Raw genomic sequence first — 17,173 nt, 5'->3', positions numbered from 1 at the left:
TCTCACAACCGTTCGCCCGGACGGAAAGAGGCTATCGCCCATTCTACAGCGTAAAGCTTTCGCCGAGGTACAGCCGGCGGACATTGGCGTCGGCGACCAGTTCCTCGGGCGAGCCGGTGAACAGCACGCGGCCGTCATAGATGATATAGCCGCGATCGACGATCTCCAGCGTCTCGCGGACATTGTGGTCGGTGATCAGCACGCCGATGCCGCGCGACTTGAGCTGGACGATCAGGTCGCGGATGTCGGCGATCGACAGCGGGTCGATGCCCGCGAACGGCTCGTCGAGCAGCATGATCGAGGGGTCCGCGGCCAGCGCGCGGGCGATCTCCGCGCGGCGCCGCTCGCCACCCGACAGCGCCATCGCCGGCGCGTCGCGCAGCCGGGTCAGCCCGAAATCGTCGAGCAGGGTGTCGAGCTTGCGCGCCCTGGCCGCCGCGTCGGGCTCGGCGAGTTCGAGCACCGCGGAAATGTTCTTCTCGACCGACAAGCCGCGAAAGATCGACGTTTCCTGGGGTAGATAGCCGAGCCCCAGGATCGCGCGGCGATACATGGGCAACCCGGTAATGTCGTCGCCGTCGAGCATGATGCGGCCCGCATCGGGCTTGACCAGACCCATCACCGAATAAAAGCAGGTCGTCTTGCCCGCGCCGTTGGGCCCGAGCAGCCCGATCACCTCGCCCGGTCCGACCGATACCGACACGTCCGTCAGCACCGCGCGCTTGTCGTATGACTTGGCGATCGACACGACCGACAGCCCCTTCGACACGGGGGTCTCGGCGATCGGTTCGATCGCGTCCAGGGTCGTGACGTCGTCCATTTCCGCGCTCCGTGAATGCCTGCGGCTTGGTTACCGGATGGTTGCCGTCGCGGTCTGGCAGGCTTTGTGCATGACGCGCCGTGACTCATGCCGCGCCGGGGCCGTCAAGGGAAGCCGTCCTGCGCCGATAACGGGCCGAATCCGCCAGTCAGTTGCGCTTGGGCACCGAGAAGCGGCCGGTCACGCGCCCGCCCGGCGCGGTATTCACCGTCCCTGGCGTTCCGCTCGACACCCCCGAACCGTCGATATTGGCCTTGCCCGTGTCGAGGTTGATCGTGAGCCTGCTGCCGCTGACCTTGTTGCCGCCCTGGTTCAGGGTGACGCCGCCCAACATGACGATCACGCGGCGGTTGATGTCGTATACGCCATAGGAAGCGCTGGCGACCTGGTCGGGACGCGTCACCGTCACCCCGCCCGACGCGTCGAGCCGCGAGACCTGGGGCGATCCGTCGACCACCCTGCCGGTGTAGGACACCGTCATCCGCGCCGCGGTCAGCGTCATCTCGGCCTGCTTGACCGATACGTTACCCGACAGGATCGCGCGATTGGCCTTGTCCTGCAGCTCGATATGATCGGCGGCGAAGTCGATCGGCGCCGCCGAATTGTGCGAGGTGGCAGCGACGGCGGCCCCGGCGCAAGCGGCCAAAGCGGGGAGCAGGAAAAAGGAAATGCGCATCGCGGCTATTTCGCGCGTCGCGGCACGATCCGCAAGCGGGCGCGGCCATCCAGCCGCACGATCCGGTTTTCCAGGTCGGCGGTCATCTGATCGGCGGTGAACGTTCCCTGCGGCACGGTGCCGGAAACCGCGCCGCCGCTCTGCATCTGGCGGGACTTGAGGTCGACCGTCGCGTCGCTGGTCTCGAGCAGATAGCCGCCGGGCCCGTTGAACGTGACCGCCCCCGGCACGTTCAGGCTCTGCTTGTTCATGTCGTATCGCCCCCTGGGCGCGGCAAAGCTGGCCGGACCGTCGGCCAGGTTGATCCGTGCGGCAAGCCTGTCGATCTCGACCACCGGATCGGCCGAACTCTTCTGCACCGCCGATCCGGCCTGGAGCTCGAACGGGCGTCCCCTGCCGTCCTCGCCACGATAGGTGGCGGCCTGCAGCCGCAGCCGCTCCTTGGCGACCTCGACCTTGTTCTTGTCGAGCACGAAGCTGACATCGCCGCCGCCGGTCAGCGGCAGCAGCACCATCGTCGCCGCGATCGCCCCGACCATCGACGGCAGCGCTATCCGGGCCAGCACGACCATGCGGTCATGGCTGCCGCCGGGCGCCGCCCATAGCTGGCGCCGGGACCGGACGCGGCGGGCGACGTCAGACATGCGCTTTCCTGATGGAAGAACGGCACCAGCCCGCTCCCCCACCCGACCGCCCAATGCATATCCTGAATGAGTGGTCGGGTGGGGGAGCGGGCCGGCGCCGCGAGTGCATGGCGTCAGACATGCGCGAAGATATCCACCTCCGGCCAGCCGGCGAGATCGAGCTCCGCGCGCCATGGCAGGAAATCGAAACACGCCTTGGCCAGTTCGGCCCGGCCCTCGCGCGCCAGCCGGCGATCGAGCTCCTCGCGCAGCGCATGAAGGAAGCGGACGTCGGAGGCGGCATAGTCCTTCTGCGCGTCGGACAGAGCGGGGCTGCCCCAATCGGACGATTGCTGCTGTTTCGAAATGTCGATGCCGAGCAGTTCGCGGACAAGTTCCTTCAGCCCGTGGCGGTCGGTATAGGTGCGGATCAGCCGCGAGGCGATCTTGGTGCAATAGACCGGCGCGGCGGTCACGCCCAGATACTGGCGGATCGCGGCGAGATCGAAACGGGCGAAATGATACAGCTTCTCGCGGCCGGGATCGCCGAGCACGGCCTTCAGATTGGGCGCGGCATAGTCGCTGCCAGCCGCGAATCGCACCAGATGCTCGTCGGGCCCGCCATCGGACAATTGCACCAGGCACAGCCGGTCGCGCGGCGTGATCAGCCCCATCGTCTCGGTATCGATGGCGATCGGCGCGCCCGGCGCGAACAACCCGGCGGGTATGTCTTCCTGGTGGAGGTGGACGGTCATCGACCCCGCCTAGACGCGAACGCGCGCCCGCTCAATGGCAGGAGTCGGTATGGAGTCAGCGGCCCGGCGACCCGGCGCGGCGCGCGCCGGCGCGGCGGCTGACGATGTTGAGCACCTCGACCACCGCCGAAAACGCCATCGCGGTATAGACATAGCCCTTGGGCACATGGACCCCGAAACCGTCGGCGACCAGCACCAGCCCGATCATCAGCAGGAAGCCGAGGGCCAGCATCACCACGCTGGGATTCTTCTCGATGAAACGGGCAAGCGGCCCCGACGCGAGCAGCATCAGGCCGACCGCGGTGACCACGGCGACGATCATGATCGGCAGCTCGTCGGTCATGCCGACCGCGGTCAGGATCGAATCGATCGAAAATACCAGGTCGAGCGCCAGGATCTGGACGATGGCGGCGGCAAAGCCGAGCGACCGCGCGCCTTTTTCGTCGGGGATTGCTCCCGCGCCATGGGCATCGACGCTGTGGTGGATCTCGGCCGTGGCCTTGTAGAGCAGAAACAATCCACCGGCGATCAGGATCAGGTCGCGGATCGAAAAGGCGGTCTCAAAACTGGGTTCACCATGCGGCCCCCGTGCGCCTGTCAGCCCCAGATCCAGGACCGGCGCGGTCATGCCGACGATCCAGGCAATGGTCGACAGCAGCACCAGCCGGAGGACCAGCGCCAGCGCCAGCCCGATCCGGCGGGTGCGAGCGCGCTGCGCCTCGGGCAGCTTGTTCGACAGGATCGAGATGAACACGAGATTGTCGATCCCGAGCACCACCTCCATGACGATCAACGTGATGAGGGCGGCCCATGCAGCCGGATCGGTGAGAAGCGATAGGGCCGGCATACCCGATCGCTGTGCCCTGCCCGGTCGCCGCGCGCAAGGTCGCGAGTTAGCGTCGTGACCGCGGCGACGAATTTGTTCGCGAGTGGGCGAATTTTGGGCTAAGAGAGGGTGCGGCGCTTTTGTCTGGCGCCCGAAGGCCTGCGCCCGTCGTCCGGTGTCATGGTTCTTGGATGTGTGTTGGACGAACCGGGAAGACGAACAGGGCATGAGTTTCGATAAAGGACGCCGTGGCGATCGTGGCGGTCGCGGCAGGGACAAGCGCGACGGTTTCGGCGGTGACGAATTCGGCGGTGGCGGTTTTGGCGGCGGTGACTTCGGTGGCGGCGGCTTTGGCGGTGGCGATCGCTTTGGCGGCGGTGGCGGAGGCGGCTATGGCGGCGGCGGCGGATATCGCGGCGGTGGTGGCGGCTTTGGCGGCGGCAGCAGCGGCGGCGGTTTTCGCGGTGGCGGTGGTGGCGGCTTCAGTGGTGGTGGCGGCGGCGGTCGCGGCATGCCCCCCCAGGTCGTCGGCGAAGGCACCGGCGTCGTAAAATTCTTCAATGCGCAGAAGGGCTTCGGCTTCGTTGTGCGCGATGACGGCGGGGAGGACGTGTTCGTCCATATCAGCGCGGTCGAGCAAGCGGGGCTGACCGGCCTTGCCGAGGGGCAGCCGCTGGGCTTCACCCTGGTCGACCGTGGCGGGCGCATTTCGGCGACCGACCTGAAGATTGACGGCGAACCTCTGCCGGTTACCGACCGCGCTCCGCCGCGTGATCGCGACGCCGGTCCGGGAGCGCCACGCACTGGCGGCGCCCCCGGCGCCGGCGGCGCGCCGCAGCGTCAGCTGACCGGCGAAAAGGCTACCGGCACCGTCAAGTTCTTCAATTCGATGAAGGGCTTCGGCTTCATCCAGCGCGATGACGGCCAGCCCGATGCCTTCGTCCACATCTCCGCGGTCGAACGCGCGGGCATGACCAACCTCAACGAAGGCGACCGACTCGAGTTCGAACTTGAGGTCGATCGCCGTGGCAAATATGCCGCAGTAAACCTCTCGGCGATCTGACGGGCGCCTGACAGGCAGCTGAACGGGGCTCGGCACGATGGTGCCGGGCCCTTTTCATTGGGGCCACTATCAATTCCGAAGAAGATCGCGGCACGATCAGGATTGGTGAAAAGCCGGCAGGCGGCTTTGGGAATTGAAATGTGAAAGCTGCCCTTTATCGACTGGTCAATAGCCGCCGCCTGGAGCGCCGCGCGTCCGGATCAGTTGATCGGAACGGATCCGACCCGATCATGCCTGCCCCGCCGGCCGCGGGCAAGCTCAAGGTGGTTGGCGCCTATACGAATTGTCGACCGGTCACGTCGACTTCTTCGATCGCGGTTGAAGCAAGCCCGGTCCGGCCGTCCCGCCGAGCAGCGCACCCAGGCATCGTCCATCATCGGTTCGTGACGGCGCCGGAGCAGCTTTCGATGATGGCCATGTTCGACGATAAGGGGCGACATGTCCGCAACCGCTCGCCAGCGGCCATGCCACAAGCCCGGTTCTCGCGCCGCGTCTATAGCTGATGCCCCGTCCGATCGCGCTTGGTGGCCAGGTAGCGCGCATTGTGCGGGTTGGCCGGCAATGAGATCGGCACGCGCTCGGCAACGCTAACCCCCGCGGCTTCCAGCACGCGGATCTTTTCGGGGTTGTTGGTCATCAGCCGGATGGTGCGCTGTCCCAGCAGGTCGAGCATCCGCGCCGCCACGCGGAAATCGCGCGCGTCGACCGCAAAGCCCAGCCGGATATTGGCGTCGACCGTGTCGAACCCCTGATCCTGCAAGGCATAGGCGCGCATCTTGTTGATCAGCCCGATGCCGCGCCCCTCCTGCCGCAGATAGAGCAGGATGCCCCAGCCAATATCTTCCATCGCGGCGATCGCGGCGTGCAATTGCGGCCCGCAATCGCATTTCAGGCTGCCGAACACGTCTCCTGTGAGGCACTCGCTGTGCAGCCGGACCAGCGGCGGCCGGCCATCGGGCTTGCCGACGATCAGCGCGACGTGCTCGCCCGGCGAATCGGGGCCGCGAAAGGCGACGATCTCGGCGCCCGGCGCCTGCGCCACCGGCAACCGCGCGCGCGCCGCGACGACCAGGGTGATCGGATCGCCGAAAGCGGCGATCGCCGCCGGTGTCACCGCCTCGCCCTCGGCGGCGCCGACGAAGAAGGCGGGCAGGATGCCGGCCGGCCGCACCAGCATCAGCGCCGCGGTCATCGCCTCCACCGCGCCCGGCTCGATGGCGCGAAACGGGCCCTTGAGCGGCGTCGCGAGATCGAGCTGGGGATCGGCGAGCGCGACCACGGCATCGAGATCGAGCCAGGGTGCGCGCTCGACCAGCACCGGCGCATCCGGCTGGGCGGCGGCACGCTGGTTGACCAGCTTCAGCGTTGCCGCGCGCCCCGCGGACAGCAGCACCGGCGCATCGCCGGCGGGATCGAAGCGATCGAGCCCCGCGCGATCGGCAGTCTCTACCGCCAGCAGGCCGATCGTGCCGTCCGGCCCCGCGATCGTGATCGGCCAGCCCCGGCGCATCGCATCGATCGCGCGGGCGACGGGGCGCACGTCCGGCGTCTCGTCGGTCACGGCGTCAGGCCAGTCACGGCATCAATCCGGTCACAGGGCGAACTCGGTCATGATCGGCACATGGTCGGACGGTTTCAGCCAGCTGCGGCACTCCTCGTACACGCGGTGCGCGACGGCGCGCGCGGCGACGTCGGCGGTCGCCCACATATGATCGAGCCGCCGGCCGCGATCATTGACCGTCCAGTCGGGCGAGCGATAGCTCCACCACGTGTGCAGCCGCGCCGGCGCCGGGAAGAAATGCCGGCCCAGATCGACCCATGAATTGGACCGGCGCAGGCGATCGAGCGCGGCGATCTCGACCGCGGTGTGGCTGACCACGTTGATCAACTGGCGGTGGCTCCAGACGTCGCAATCGAGCGGGGCGACGTTGAAGTCGCCGGTCAGGATCGTCGGGCACTCCAGTCCCTCGGACCAGCGCGCCATGCGATCGAGAAAATCGAGCTTCTGGGCGAATTTCGGGTTGGCGTCGCGATCTGGCACGTCGCCGCCGGCGGGGACATAGACATTCTCCAGCCTGATGCCCCCCGCCAGCCGCACGCCGACGTGCCGTGCCTCGCGGTTCGCCTGCCAGTCCAGTCGGTCATCCTCGACCAGCGGCACGCGGCTGACGATCGCGACGCCATGGTGCATCCGCTGGCCGTGAAGGATGATCGTGTCATAACCCAAGGCGCGGAACGCAGCCTCGGGGAAGTCGCCGTCGATCACCTTGGTCTCCTGAAGGCACAGGATGTCGGGCGCCGCGTCACGCAGGAACCGTGTGACGATGTCGAGGCGAAAGCGCACCGAATTGATGTTCCAGGAAACGATCTTCAGCGTGGTCATCGGGCGGTGATGTAGGCGAGGCCGGTGCTCCGCACCAGCCCGTGGAATCTGGTCCCGCCATGCGGTATACACGCGGCATGGTCGCTCCCGGCCAAGGAAAGGCCCCTGTTCCGGGGGCATGGAACAGGGGCCGACCTGGCGTTCGTCACGCAGGCGGGAAACGAGCCCGTTCGGGCAACAGGGGGGAAATCCCGAACCGCCCCGCATCCGCGCGCTCCCTCTAGGGCGATCAACATTGCCTCAATATGAACGATCTATCCGGGTCGCCGGGATCTTACCCGCGGATCGTTCCAGCGGAAAACGCCATCGGATACCGGCAGGTTGAAACGCTGCTTGCTGAGGCGAATGGTCGTCCGGTTGTTCTGTGCATCCAGCGCCACCCACCCCTTCAGCATCAACCCCCCGGGCGCCCCCGCATCACGCGCGAAGATCAGCGTGGTGCGGCCATATTCGGGATGCCTGGCATCATTGGCCTCGATCGACAGGATCGTGTCGTCGGCGCTGGGCACGACGCGCGCGACACCGCCGATATCGCGATCGGGATCGAGCAGGATGCTGAGCGGGCTGCCGCCGATCGGCCAGCGCTGAACCTGTTTCACCGAATAATCGACGAACGTCAGCGCCTTGCCGTCGCCGACGATCAGGATCGGCACGCCTTTCTCATATTGAAAACGGATTTTTCCCGGGCGCTTGAGCGTCAGCGTACCGGTCAGCATCCGGCCGTTGCGATCGGTCTGCACGAAATCCGCGGTCATCGTCGCCACCGCCTTCAGGTGCTGCTGCACGCGCGCCAAATCACCGACGGGCGCGAGCGCGCCGGCGAGAACGAGCGGCGCGATCACCAATGCGGACACGCGGTAGATCACGAACTTCTCTCCGATGATGCGTAACCTGCATAGACAGGCTGCGTGAACGGCATTTTAACCTGGCACAAGGCGAGCGGTCCCCGAGCGGCCGATCGTCAAATCATCCATGGCGTCCGCCTTATTTCGGGTTGCCGTCGGTATCGCGCAGCACGTCGCGTCTGCCGACATGGTCGGGGCGGCCGACGATGCCGTCCTTTTCCATCCGCTCGACCAGCCGCGCGGCCGAATTATAGCCGATCCGCATCTGCCGCTGGAGCCAGCTGGTCGACGCCTTCTGGCTTTCCACCACGAACTGGATGGCGTTGCGGTATTGCTGGTCCTCGGCCGAATCCTCGCCGATCGGCGCGCCGTCGAACACGAAGCCGTCCTCGGGCTCCTCGGTGACCGAGCTAACGTAATCGGGCACCCCTTGGGCGCGCCAATGGTCCGCCACGGCGCGCACCTCGTCGTCGCTGACGAAGGGGCCGTGAACGCGAACGATGCCCTTACCGCCCGGCATGTAGAGCATGTCGCCCTTGCCCAGCAGCTGTTCGGCGCCCTGTTCGCCCAGGATCGTGCGCGAATCGATCTTGCTGGTGACATGGAAACTGATCCGCGTCGGCAAATTGGCCTTGATGACCCCGGTGATGACATCGACCGAGGGGCGCTGCGTCGCCATGATCAGATGGATGCCCGCCGCCCTCGCCTTTTGCGCGAGCCGCTGGATCAGGAACTCGACCTCCTTGCCCGCGGTCATCATCAGGTCGGCGAGTTCGTCGACGATCACGACGATCTGCGGCAGCACCTGGTAATCGAGCTGCTCTTCCTCATAGACCGGGCGGCCTTCCTCATAGCCGATCTGGACCTTGCGGCCGAGCGGCTGTCCCTTGGCGCGCGCCGCGCGGACCTTGTCGTTGAAGCTTGCAAGGCCACGCACGCCGACCGACGACATCTGGCGGTATCGGTCCTCCATCTGCTCGACCGCCCATTTTAGGGCACGGACCGCCTTGGCCGGATCGGTCACCACCGGCGACAGCAGATGGGGGATGTCGTCATACATGCTCAGTTCGAGCATCTTCGGATCGATCATGATCATCCGGCACTGGCTGGGGTTCAGCCGGTACAGGAGCGACAGGATCATGCAGTTGAGGCCGACCGACTTGCCCGAACCCGTCGTGCCCGCCACGAGCAGGTGGGGCATCGGCGCCAGGTCGGCGATGACGGCATCGCCGGCGATGTTCTTGCCCAGGATCAGCGGCAGCGACGACGTCTGGTCCTCGAACGCCTCGCTCGCGATCAGCTCGTGGAGCGACACCATCTCGCGATGGAGGTTGGGCAATTCGATGCCGATCACCGTCCGCCCCGGGATCGTCGCGACCCGCGCCGAAATCGCCGACATGTTGCGCGCGATGTCGTCGGCCAGCTGGATCACCCGGCTCGCCTTGATCCCGGCGGCGGGTTCCAGCTCGTACATCGTGACGACCGGCCCCGGGCGCACCTCGACGATACGGCCCTTGACGTGGAAGTCGTCGAGCACGGTCTCCAGCAGGCGCGCATTGCGTTCCAGCGCGGCCTTGTCGATCGCGGTATCCAGTGGGGGCGGAGGCGGCTTGAGCAGGTCGATGCCCGGCAGCGGATAGGTGTCGCGCAGGTCGAGGTTCGCCTGCCGCGCGCGCGGCCTGGGCTGGGCCGGCGCGGCCTGGCGATCGGCGATCACCGGGCCGGGGCCGGGATTACGCGGGGCCAGCGTGCGCGGGGTCGAGATCATCGGCTGAGCGGCGATCCGCAATTGGCCGCTCGTCCGGCCATCGGCGATGCGCGGCTTGCGGCGCGGCAGATCGGGCAGCCCGATGTCGAGCGCGAACGCCCACAATGCCGCCCCCCCCAGCCCGGCGACAGCCGCGGCCACGCGGCTGATCCACAGGGTCGCGACCGGCTCGCCGATCAGCGCGATCGCCGACCGCAGCGCGCCGGCGATGCCCAGCCCGGCGATCCCGCCCCATCCCGCGGGCCAGGTCGGCCAGGCCGCGCCGGACAGGAAGGCAAGCGCGGTCGCCATCAGCGCGATGCCGATCGTCGTGTCCCGCAGGATCCGCGCCCAGCCGCCGACCGGCTCGTCGCGCCACAGTCGCACCGCGACCACTCCCCCGACCGGCAGCATCAACACCGCCAGCGGCCCGAACAGGGTGAATGCCAGGTCGGCGACCAGTGCCCCCGGCGTCCCCAGCAGGTTGCGCGCCGGGCCGCCCGCCGCCGTGCTGAGCGACGGATCGCCCGAATGATAGGTGACCAGCGCCAGCGCCGCCAGCAGGGTCACCATGCCGATCGACAGCGCGCCGATCAGCGCGCCGCTGCGCACCGCGCCGGCCTTCATCGTCTCGCGCCAGAGCGGCGGCTGCGCGCGGCTCGCCATGTGACCTGTCCCCGAATGTTCGCGATAAAGTCGCGCCGACGAGTCTCGCTCGCCGCGAGTCCGGCGTCAAGCCGTCGTTCGCCCGCGCCAAACGGAACGATGGATCCTCTCGTTAAAAATGTTTAGGGATTGTTTGAAGACGTGCTGAGGGCACGTTTTGCGGTGCCGGCCCGCTCCCCCACCCGACTTCCCATAGCATATCCTGATTGGGAGGCCGGGTAGGAGAGCGGGCCGGCACCGTACCAAAACTCGCCCTTTCGCGAGTTTCCAAACGGACTCTTAGGGCAAACCATGGACAAGGCGGACGTCATCATCATCGGCGCCGGGCTGGTCGGCAGCGCGCTGGCGGTGGCGCTGGACGCGCATGGGCTGAGCGCGATCGTCGTCGATACCGCCGATCCAAACGTGGTGCTGGCCGCCGGGTTCGATGGCCGCGCCTCGGCGATCGCGGGGGCGCCGATGCGCATGCTCGACGCAATCGGCGTGGGGCGGCAGCTGGCCGGACAGGGCTGCCCGATCCGCGGCATCCGGGTCAGCGACGGGCTGGAACCCGGCGCGCTCGATTTCACGCCGCCGGACGGCGAAGATGCGTTGGGCACGATGGTCGAGAACCGCGTGCTGCGCGCCGCCCTGCTCGCCGCCGCGCGGAACGCGGCGCGCGTCGACCTGCGCTTTCGCACCCGCGTGACCTCGGTCGAGCGCGATGCCGCCGGAGTGCGGGCGACGCTGGACGACGGATCGACGGTCGCCGCGCCATTGCTGATCGGCGCCGAGGGGCGGGATTCGCCGACTCGCGAGACCGCCGGGCTGAAGGTCGCGCGCTGGACCTACGACCACGCCGCAATGGTCACCTCGATCGGCCACGAGCACGCTCACGACAACATCGCCTACGAGATCTTCTACCCTGCCGGCCCGTTCGCGATCCTGCCGCTCAACGACGACGAGCGCGGGCATCGTTCGGCGATCGTATGGTCGGTCAGGCGCGACCAGGCGCCGGGCCTGATGAAGCTCGGGGAGCGCGGCTATCTGGCGGAGATCGACCGGGCGATCGGCGGGTTCCTGGGCGAGCTTGCCTGGCTCGGGCCGCGATCGAGCTATCCGCTGGGCTTCCACCATGCCGCGACGATCACCGCCCCGCGGCTGGCGCTGGTCGGCGACGCCGCGCACGGCATCCACCCGATTGCCGGACAGGGCGTCAATGTCGGCTTCCGCGACGTCGCCGCGCTGGTCGAAGTGCTGGTCGAAGGCAAGCGCCTGGGCATGGACCTGGGCGATGCCGCGCTGCTCAAGCGCTATGACCGCTGGCGCAGCCTCGATACGTTCATGGTCGCGGCGGCAACCGACGGGCTGACGCGGCTGTTCGGCGTGCCCGGGCGCACCACGAGTGCCGTCCGCCGGCTCGGCCTGTCGGCGGTACAGCGCGCGCCGATGGTCAAGGACCGCTTCATCAGCGAGGCGCGCGGCGAAGCGGGCGCGACGCCCCGGTTGCTGCAGGGGCTGGCGATATAAGCGAACGCACGGCTATGGATGCGCCATGACCGAACTCACCGTCGCCGCGCTCCAGCTGGCCTTTTCGACCGACACCGCGGCCAACATCGCGCGGGTCGGCGACGCGGTGTGCGACGCGGCCGGGCGCGGCGCGCGTGTGATCCTGCCGCCCGAATTGTTCGAGGGCGAATATTTCTGCCGCGTCGAGGATGAGGGGCTGTTCGCCGCCGCGCGCCCGGCCGCCGAACATCCGGCCGTGCTGGCTATGCAGCGCCTCGCCGCCGAGCTCGAGGTGTGGATCCCGACCAGCTTCTTCGAGGCCGACGGGCCGCATCACTATAACAGCCTGGCGATGATCGGCCCCGACGGCCGGGTGATGGGCGTCTATCGCAAGAGCCACATTCCAGATGGCCCGGGCTATGAGGAGAAATTCTATTTCCGCCCCGGCAATACCGGCTTCAAGGTGTGGGACGGCCCCGACCGCACCACGCTGGGCGTTGGCGTGTGCTGGGACCAATGGTATCCGGAAGTCGCGCGCGCGATGATGCTGATGGGGGCAGACGTGCTGTTCTACCCGACCGCGATCGGCAGCGAGCCGCATGACACCAGCCTCGATACCGCGCGGCTGTGGCGCCGTGCGATGGTCGGCCACGCCGTGTCGAATGTCGTGCCGGTGGTCGCCGCCAATCGCGTCGGCACCGAAGGCCTTGAAGATGGAATGGGCCAGACCTTCTACGGCACCAGCTTCATCACCGACGAACGCGGTGACATCCTCGCCGAACTCGACCGCGAGGAGGAAGGCGTCATCACCGCCACGCTCGACCTCGACCGCGTGAAACGCCACCGCGCCGCCTTCGGCTTTTTTCGCGATCGCCGGCCCGATCTGTACGGGCGGCTGGTGGAGGATATCTGAATGGAAGTAGAAGTCAGCGCGGAAGCCAAGGACAAACGGCTCAACCGGCTGGTCGCGATCACTGTGGTCATCCTCTCGGTCTTCACCGGTGTGTGCAACATCAAGGACGGCAATATCGTCCAGGCCATGGCGCAGGCGAAGGCCGATTCGGTCGATCGCTGGGCCGAATATCAAGCGACCAAGACCAAGCAGCATATCGCCGAGACTGCGCGCGGCGAGATCGCCACGCTGGCAGGCCCGACGAACGGCGCCGCGGCGGCGGCGACGCGTGCCCTCGACGTCGATATCGCCAGATACCGCGCCAAGGCGCCCGGGCTGGCCGGCGAGGCGCAGGGTTTCGCCGACCGCTATGACGCGCTCAACGTCCATGACGACCAGTTCGATGCGAGCGAAGCGCTGGTCTCGACCGCGATCTCGATGGCGGCGGTGTCGGCGCTGGTCGAAAGCTTCTGGCTACTGATCGCGGCGTGGGCGTTCGGCGCGATGGGGCTGTTCATGGGTATCTGCGGCTTTGCCGGCTTCGCCTTTCATCCCGACGTGCTGAGCAGCTTCCTGGGCTGAAGCGGATGGTGGCCGCTTGGACTCATCGTAGGTGACAGGCTACCGCCGCCGCCGCCTCGTTCCCTCCAGGTAGAAATCGCGCAAATTGTCCAGCGCCGCGCCGAACGCCCAGGGGGCATAGATGACGACGAGGCCCGCCGTGACCAGCCATGCCGTCCGCATCGGAAAATCGACGAAATGGCGAAGCAGCATCAGCGGCAGGAACACGAGGAGGCCGCCGGCCAGCGCGGTCAGCAGGACGCTGCTGACGAGCAGCACGAAGCCGGTCTTCCACGTGCGAATCGCTTCCCGTACCACGCGCGCCCTCCCCGATCGGGCGGGTCTATCGCCGATTGGCGACACCACGCCAATTCCTGTTTTGGGGAAACGATCAGGGCGCTCGGGCAGGAGAGTGCGGTACGCCTTGGTTCAGCTTTGCTGAACCACATCCTGAGGGCGCCCCATCATGTCCATGACCTACGTCATCGCGCTGGGCTCTAATCGCCGCAGCCGTCACGGTGCCCCGGCCGCCGCCATCCGCGCCGCGCTGGCCGTGATCGGCGATGTCGTCGCCCTATCGCCGGCAATCACCACCGCCCCGATCGGCCCGGCACGCCGCCGCTTCGCCAACGCCATCGCGGTGATCGCCACCGACGAGACCCCGCCCGTCTTGCTCGCGCGGCTCAAGGCGATCGAAACGCGATTCGGACGGCGGCCCGGCGCGCGCTGGCACGACCGGGTTATCGATCTGGACATCATCCTGTGGGATGGCGGGACCTGGGCCGACGATCGGTTGACGATACCGCATCCCGCATTCCGCCAGCGTCGCTTCGTGCTCGATCCACTGGCGCACCTAATGCCCAACCGGCGCGATCCGGTGACCGGGCGGACGATGCGTCAGCTCGCGGCGCGGTTGACCCGGCGGCGGCCCGACCCTAGGGCGCGAGCCGCCGGTGCGGGTCCGTAGCTCAGTCGGTAGAGCAAGCGACTTTTAATCGAGAGGTCCCGGGTTCGAGCCCCGGCGGACCCACCAGGCATTGCGCGCGCTGCCGGCGACGCCTGCTCCTGCTCAAATGGAGGTGGCTTTCCGTCTGAGCGTCGCCGCGTCGAGATCGGCGCCGAGGCCCGGTCGGTTCGCCAGCGTCAGGGCTCCGTTGGTCACCTGCTCGGGCGGATCGACGACCTCGGCGCGCCATGGCACCTCGCCATAAGCGTGCTCCAGGATCGTGAAGTTAGGCAGGGTCGCGGCGACATGCCCGGCGGCCAAATTGCCGATCGGGCTGGCGGGGCCGTGCGGCGCGACGTCGAACCCGGCGCCCTCGCCAAGCGCGGCGATCTTGCGCAGCTCCAGCATCCCGCCGCACTGCTTCACGTCGGGCATCAGCACGTCGACGGCGCCGGCGGTGACATAGGGATAGAAGCCGGCGACGCCCTGGATCGATTCGCCGCCTGCGGTGGGCATCGCTGCCGCCCGGTTGATGGCGGCAAGAGCGATAGGCGGATCGGCGGGGGTGACCTCTTCCAGCCAGAACAGGTCGAGCGGCTGGAGCCGGCTGGCGAGCGCCAGCCCCTCATCGGGACGCAGGCGGCTGTGGACGTCGATGAGCAGGTCGTGCCCCGCGCCGATCGCGGTGCGCACGGCGGTGGCGCAGGCGACGCCGTCGTCGATCAGCGCCCGGCGTCGGAGCGGATCGGCGAGATCGAACGGCAGCGCGTCGAACGGGGCGAGCTTCACCGCGGTGAAGCCGTCCGCCACCGCACGCCGCGCCATGGCGGCAAAGCCCACCGGCGTGCGCGGATCGGTCGAGCGGTTGATGTTGGCATAGAGCCGCAGCCGCTCGTGGAGCCGGCCGCCGAACAGGTCGTAGACCGGCACGCCCAGCGCCTTGCCCTGGAGATCCCACAATGCCTGTTCGAGGGCGCTGGCGGCGGTGAGGAGCGGCGGATCGGCACGACGCCCGAGGCTCTGCAACGTCGTCTGGCGGAGCCAGGTGACGTCGAAGACGCTGCGGCCGCGCAGCCGATCGAACAGCTGCCTTAGCCAGCGCAGCGTCGCCGTATCGTCGCCGCCGTGCGACGCGTCGCCGATACCGGTCAGGCCGTTGGCGGTGCGCAGCCGCAGCAGCAGCCAATCGCCTCGGCGGTTGACCGGGAGGCGGTACAGCTCAATGCCGTCGATCGTGAGCCGCGCGTTACGCGGCACCGCCGCGGCCGCGACGGGTAGCAGCGGTGCCAAGGCCGCGGCGCGGATCAGGTCGCGGCGCCGCACGTCAGCCCCGCGCGATCGTCTGGCGGGCGAACGGCTGCAGCGTCGCGATTGCCGCGACCGGATCGGGATCGCGCCAGCGGAACGACTGGAGCTCGACGCGGTCGGGAAAGACGTCGACGATGCTGAAGCCGTTGCGCTCCTCGATCTTCTGGTCGTCGCGCGCTTCAAGCACCCTGGGGTGCCAGGGGAAGACGCCCCGCGCCGCGCTGGGGAAGCCGGGCGTGCTGGTGCCGATCGTGCCGGGCAGGATCGAGTGGATCGGATTGGCGCTGAGATCGAGGTCGCCGCTGCGGGTGATCGTCGTGCTGGCGCTCGCGTGCAGGTCGCCCGAAATGCTGATCGCGGCGCGGTCGCGCTGCGCGGTGAGCGCGGCGGCGATGCGCTGGTGCTGGTCGAACCAGCCGGCCTGCCAATAGCCCTTGTCGTTGGGGAAGGTGCTCGCGTCGGAAGGCTGATCGGCATACCATTCGCCGAGCTTGCCCGCCGTCCACCCGAACGGGTTGGAGGGGACGTGGATGTATTGGTGGGCGGTGGCGGCTTTCAGCCGGTCGATCAGATAAACTTCGGCGGCGGGGAAGAGCACGCCGGCCCTGGGCCCGGTCGACCAGCCGCGGCGGCAATCATAAGTGGTCATCTCCAGGAGCTTGCCGATGCGGATCGTCTCGACGGTGCCGGATCGATACGGATCGCCCAGATCGGGACGGCCGAGCGCGAACGGATAGGCTATCGCCTGCGTGCGCTGCTGGAGCCCGAAGACGAAGGGCCGGGGCGGGAACGTATAGCCCCATGGCCCGGCATTGTCGTTCTCGAAGTAATCGTGGTCGTCGGTCACGAAGACCAGGGGAACCGATGCGAAGCGATCCTCATAGATCGAGGCGATCTGGCGCCCGATGACGGTGTTGAGCGAACGGCGGTTGGTAGCCGAATCGAACGCCTGGTCCTCGTCGATCCAGGCGATGCGATGATATTGCTCGGCGGTCTTGGCGCGGACGGCGGGATCGCGGCGGTATTTGAGCGCGGTCCACAGGTCCCAATAGACATGGTCGCCATTGGCGACGGCGAGATCGGGGGCAAAGCTGAGCGCGCGATCGAACAAGGCGCGGCGCGTGGCGACGGAGAGGTAGCCATAGGGGCCCGCCGCCTCATCACCGCCCGCGCAGGTGAAGAACAGGATACGGAAGCGTTGGGGCAGCGAACCGGGCGGCGGCAGCGTCCGCAGCGTCCAGGGCGCGCGCAGCGTCTTGCCCGCGGCGTCGGCGAGCGCCAGGCGATATATGGTGCCGCCGCGCAATCCGGGCTGCACATAGCCCCAGGCATAGCCGTCGGCATCCATCCGCCGCGGCTTGACCGGGCGGCCGCCGATCGTGAGCAATGGCGCGGCGGTGGCGGGCTGATCGAGCAGCACCTTGATCGCGAGGGTGTCGTGACTGGCGGAAGGGAGCAGCGCGCGGACCGGGTTGGCCGGATAACCCCAGGCGACCCCGCCACCGAGGACGCCGCCAAGCCCCAGGGTGGTCGCGCCAGCGAGGATGTGGCGGCGGGTATAGCGCATGGATCGT

The 17,173-nt window shown here is 67.9% G+C and carries 18 protein-coding genes and 1 tRNA gene; 7 read left to right on the top strand and 12 right to left on the bottom strand.

Translation table 11 applies throughout. The annotated features are described in order from the left end of the window. Positions 1–43: 43 nt before the first annotated feature. From lptB to ACFE7K_RS08445, 5 genes are all read right to left on the bottom strand, one after another. Positions 44–820 (bottom strand): LPS export ABC transporter ATP-binding protein, encoded by a 777-nt coding sequence (gene lptB, locus ACFE7K_RS08465; RefSeq protein ID WP_375397747.1) that lies wholly within the window; start codon positions 818–820, stop codon positions 44–46. 148 nt (positions 821–968) lie between these two features. Continuing rightward, entirely contained in the window at positions 969–1,496 is a 528-nt protein-coding gene (locus tag ACFE7K_RS08460) for an LptA/OstA family protein (protein ID WP_375397746.1), read from the bottom strand. Positions 1,497–1,501: 5 nt separating this feature from the next. Continuing rightward, positions 1,502–2,140, bottom strand: a complete 639-nt coding sequence (lptC, locus tag ACFE7K_RS08455) for an LPS export ABC transporter periplasmic protein LptC (RefSeq protein ID WP_375397745.1) — start codon at positions 2,138–2,140, stop codon at positions 1,502–1,504. Between the two features lie 113 nt (positions 2,141–2,253). Continuing rightward, a complete protein-coding gene (locus ACFE7K_RS08450; RefSeq protein ID WP_375397744.1) occupies positions 2,254–2,874 on the bottom strand; it encodes a ribonuclease D in 621 nt (206 codons plus the stop codon). 55 nt (positions 2,875–2,929) lie between these two features. Then, a complete protein-coding gene (locus tag ACFE7K_RS08445) occupies positions 2,930–3,721 on the bottom strand; it encodes a TerC family protein (RefSeq protein ID WP_375397743.1) in 792 nt (263 codons plus the stop codon). Between the two features lie 205 nt (positions 3,722–3,926). On the opposite strand from ACFE7K_RS08445, the gene ACFE7K_RS08440 reads away from it, so the two are divergent. Both ACFE7K_RS08440 and ACFE7K_RS08435 read left to right on the top strand, forming a co-directional pair. After that, entirely contained in the window at positions 3,927–4,763 is an 837-nt protein-coding gene (locus tag ACFE7K_RS08440) for a cold-shock protein (RefSeq protein WP_375397742.1), read from the top strand. A 140-nt stretch (positions 4,764–4,903) separates the two neighbouring features. Beyond that, on the top strand, positions 4,904–5,266 hold the full coding sequence (locus ACFE7K_RS08435; RefSeq protein WP_375397741.1) for a hypothetical protein: 363 nt from the start codon (positions 4,904–4,906) through the stop codon (positions 5,264–5,266). On the opposite strand, the gene ribA is transcribed toward ACFE7K_RS08435, so the two are convergent. From ribA to ACFE7K_RS08415, 4 genes are all read right to left on the bottom strand, one after another. After that, the gene (gene ribA / locus ACFE7K_RS08430) at positions 5,257–6,273 is read right to left on the bottom strand and encodes a GTP cyclohydrolase II (RefSeq protein ID WP_375397773.1); all 1,017 of its coding nucleotides are present in this window, start codon (positions 6,271–6,273) and stop codon (positions 5,257–5,259) included. The two genes, ACFE7K_RS08435 and ribA, sit on opposite strands and share 10 nt — an antisense overlap. An 81-nt stretch (positions 6,274–6,354) precedes the next feature. Further along, the gene (locus tag ACFE7K_RS08425) at positions 6,355–7,146 is read right to left on the bottom strand and encodes an exodeoxyribonuclease III (protein WP_375397740.1); all 792 of its coding nucleotides are present in this window, start codon (positions 7,144–7,146) and stop codon (positions 6,355–6,357) included. Positions 7,147–7,400: 254 nt separating this feature from the next. Further along, positions 7,401–8,009, bottom strand: a complete 609-nt coding sequence (locus tag ACFE7K_RS08420) for an outer membrane lipoprotein carrier protein LolA (RefSeq protein WP_375397772.1) — start codon at positions 8,007–8,009, stop codon at positions 7,401–7,403. A 121-nt stretch (positions 8,010–8,130) separates the two neighbouring features. Beyond that, complete coding sequence (locus ACFE7K_RS08415; RefSeq protein ID WP_375397739.1) at positions 8,131–10,404, bottom strand: DNA translocase FtsK 4TM domain-containing protein; 2,274 nt, start codon at positions 10,402–10,404, stop codon at positions 8,131–8,133. A 291-nt stretch (positions 10,405–10,695) separates the two neighbouring features. Here ACFE7K_RS08415 and ACFE7K_RS08410 point away from each other — a divergent pair, with 291 nt between their 5' ends. The 3 genes from ACFE7K_RS08410 to ACFE7K_RS08400 are packed head-to-tail and all read left to right on the top strand — an operon-like array spanning position 10,696 to position 13,366. Next, on the top strand, positions 10,696–11,913 hold the full coding sequence (locus ACFE7K_RS08410) for a UbiH/UbiF/VisC/COQ6 family ubiquinone biosynthesis hydroxylase (protein WP_375397738.1): 1,218 nt from the start codon (positions 10,696–10,698) through the stop codon (positions 11,911–11,913). Positions 11,914–11,938: 25 nt separating this feature from the next. Further along, positions 11,939–12,805 (top strand): N-carbamoylputrescine amidase, encoded by an 867-nt coding sequence (gene aguB / locus ACFE7K_RS08405; RefSeq protein ID WP_375397737.1) that lies wholly within the window; start codon positions 11,939–11,941, stop codon positions 12,803–12,805. Then, positions 12,806–13,366, top strand: coding sequence for a DUF4337 domain-containing protein (locus tag ACFE7K_RS08400; protein WP_375397736.1), 561 nt, complete (start codon positions 12,806–12,808; stop codon positions 13,364–13,366). Between the two features lie 39 nt (positions 13,367–13,405). Here the strand turns inward: ACFE7K_RS08400 and ACFE7K_RS08395 are convergent, their stop codons facing one another. Further along, positions 13,406–13,663, bottom strand: a complete 258-nt coding sequence (locus ACFE7K_RS08395; protein ID WP_375397735.1) for a hypothetical protein — start codon at positions 13,661–13,663, stop codon at positions 13,406–13,408. A 148-nt stretch (positions 13,664–13,811) separates the two neighbouring features. Between ACFE7K_RS08395 and folK the strand changes: the two genes are divergently transcribed. Both folK and ACFE7K_RS08385 read left to right on the top strand, forming a co-directional pair. Next, positions 13,812–14,312 carry a 2-amino-4-hydroxy-6-hydroxymethyldihydropteridine diphosphokinase gene (gene folK / locus ACFE7K_RS08390; protein ID WP_375397734.1) on the top strand — a complete coding sequence of 167 codons (501 nt, stop codon included), beginning with the start codon at positions 13,812–13,814 and terminating at the stop codon, positions 14,310–14,312. Continuing rightward, a tRNA-Lys gene (locus ACFE7K_RS08385) sits at positions 14,303–14,378 on the top strand. Before folK ends, ACFE7K_RS08385 begins: the two co-directional genes overlap by 10 nt. 36 nt (positions 14,379–14,414) lie before the next feature. Here ACFE7K_RS08385 and ACFE7K_RS08380 read toward each other — a convergent pair. Both ACFE7K_RS08380 and ACFE7K_RS08375 read right to left on the bottom strand, forming a co-directional pair. Further along, the gene (locus ACFE7K_RS08380; protein ID WP_375397733.1) at positions 14,415–15,614 is read right to left on the bottom strand and encodes a mandelate racemase/muconate lactonizing enzyme family protein; all 1,200 of its coding nucleotides are present in this window, start codon (positions 15,612–15,614) and stop codon (positions 14,415–14,417) included. Position 15,615: 1 nt separating this feature from the next. Beyond that, positions 15,616–17,166 carry a hypothetical protein gene (locus ACFE7K_RS08375; protein ID WP_375397732.1) on the bottom strand — a complete coding sequence of 517 codons (1,551 nt, stop codon included), beginning with the start codon at positions 17,164–17,166 and terminating at the stop codon, positions 15,616–15,618. Positions 17,167–17,173 lie beyond the last annotated feature (7 nt).

The organism is uncultured Sphingomonas sp. (genome assembly GCF_964244265.1).
In the GTDB taxonomy this organism is placed as follows: Bacteria; Pseudomonadota; Alphaproteobacteria; order Sphingomonadales; family Sphingomonadaceae; genus Sphingomonas.
The sequence above is the reverse complement of the archived record's forward strand: the minus strand, read 5'-3'. Positions and strand labels throughout refer to the sequence as shown.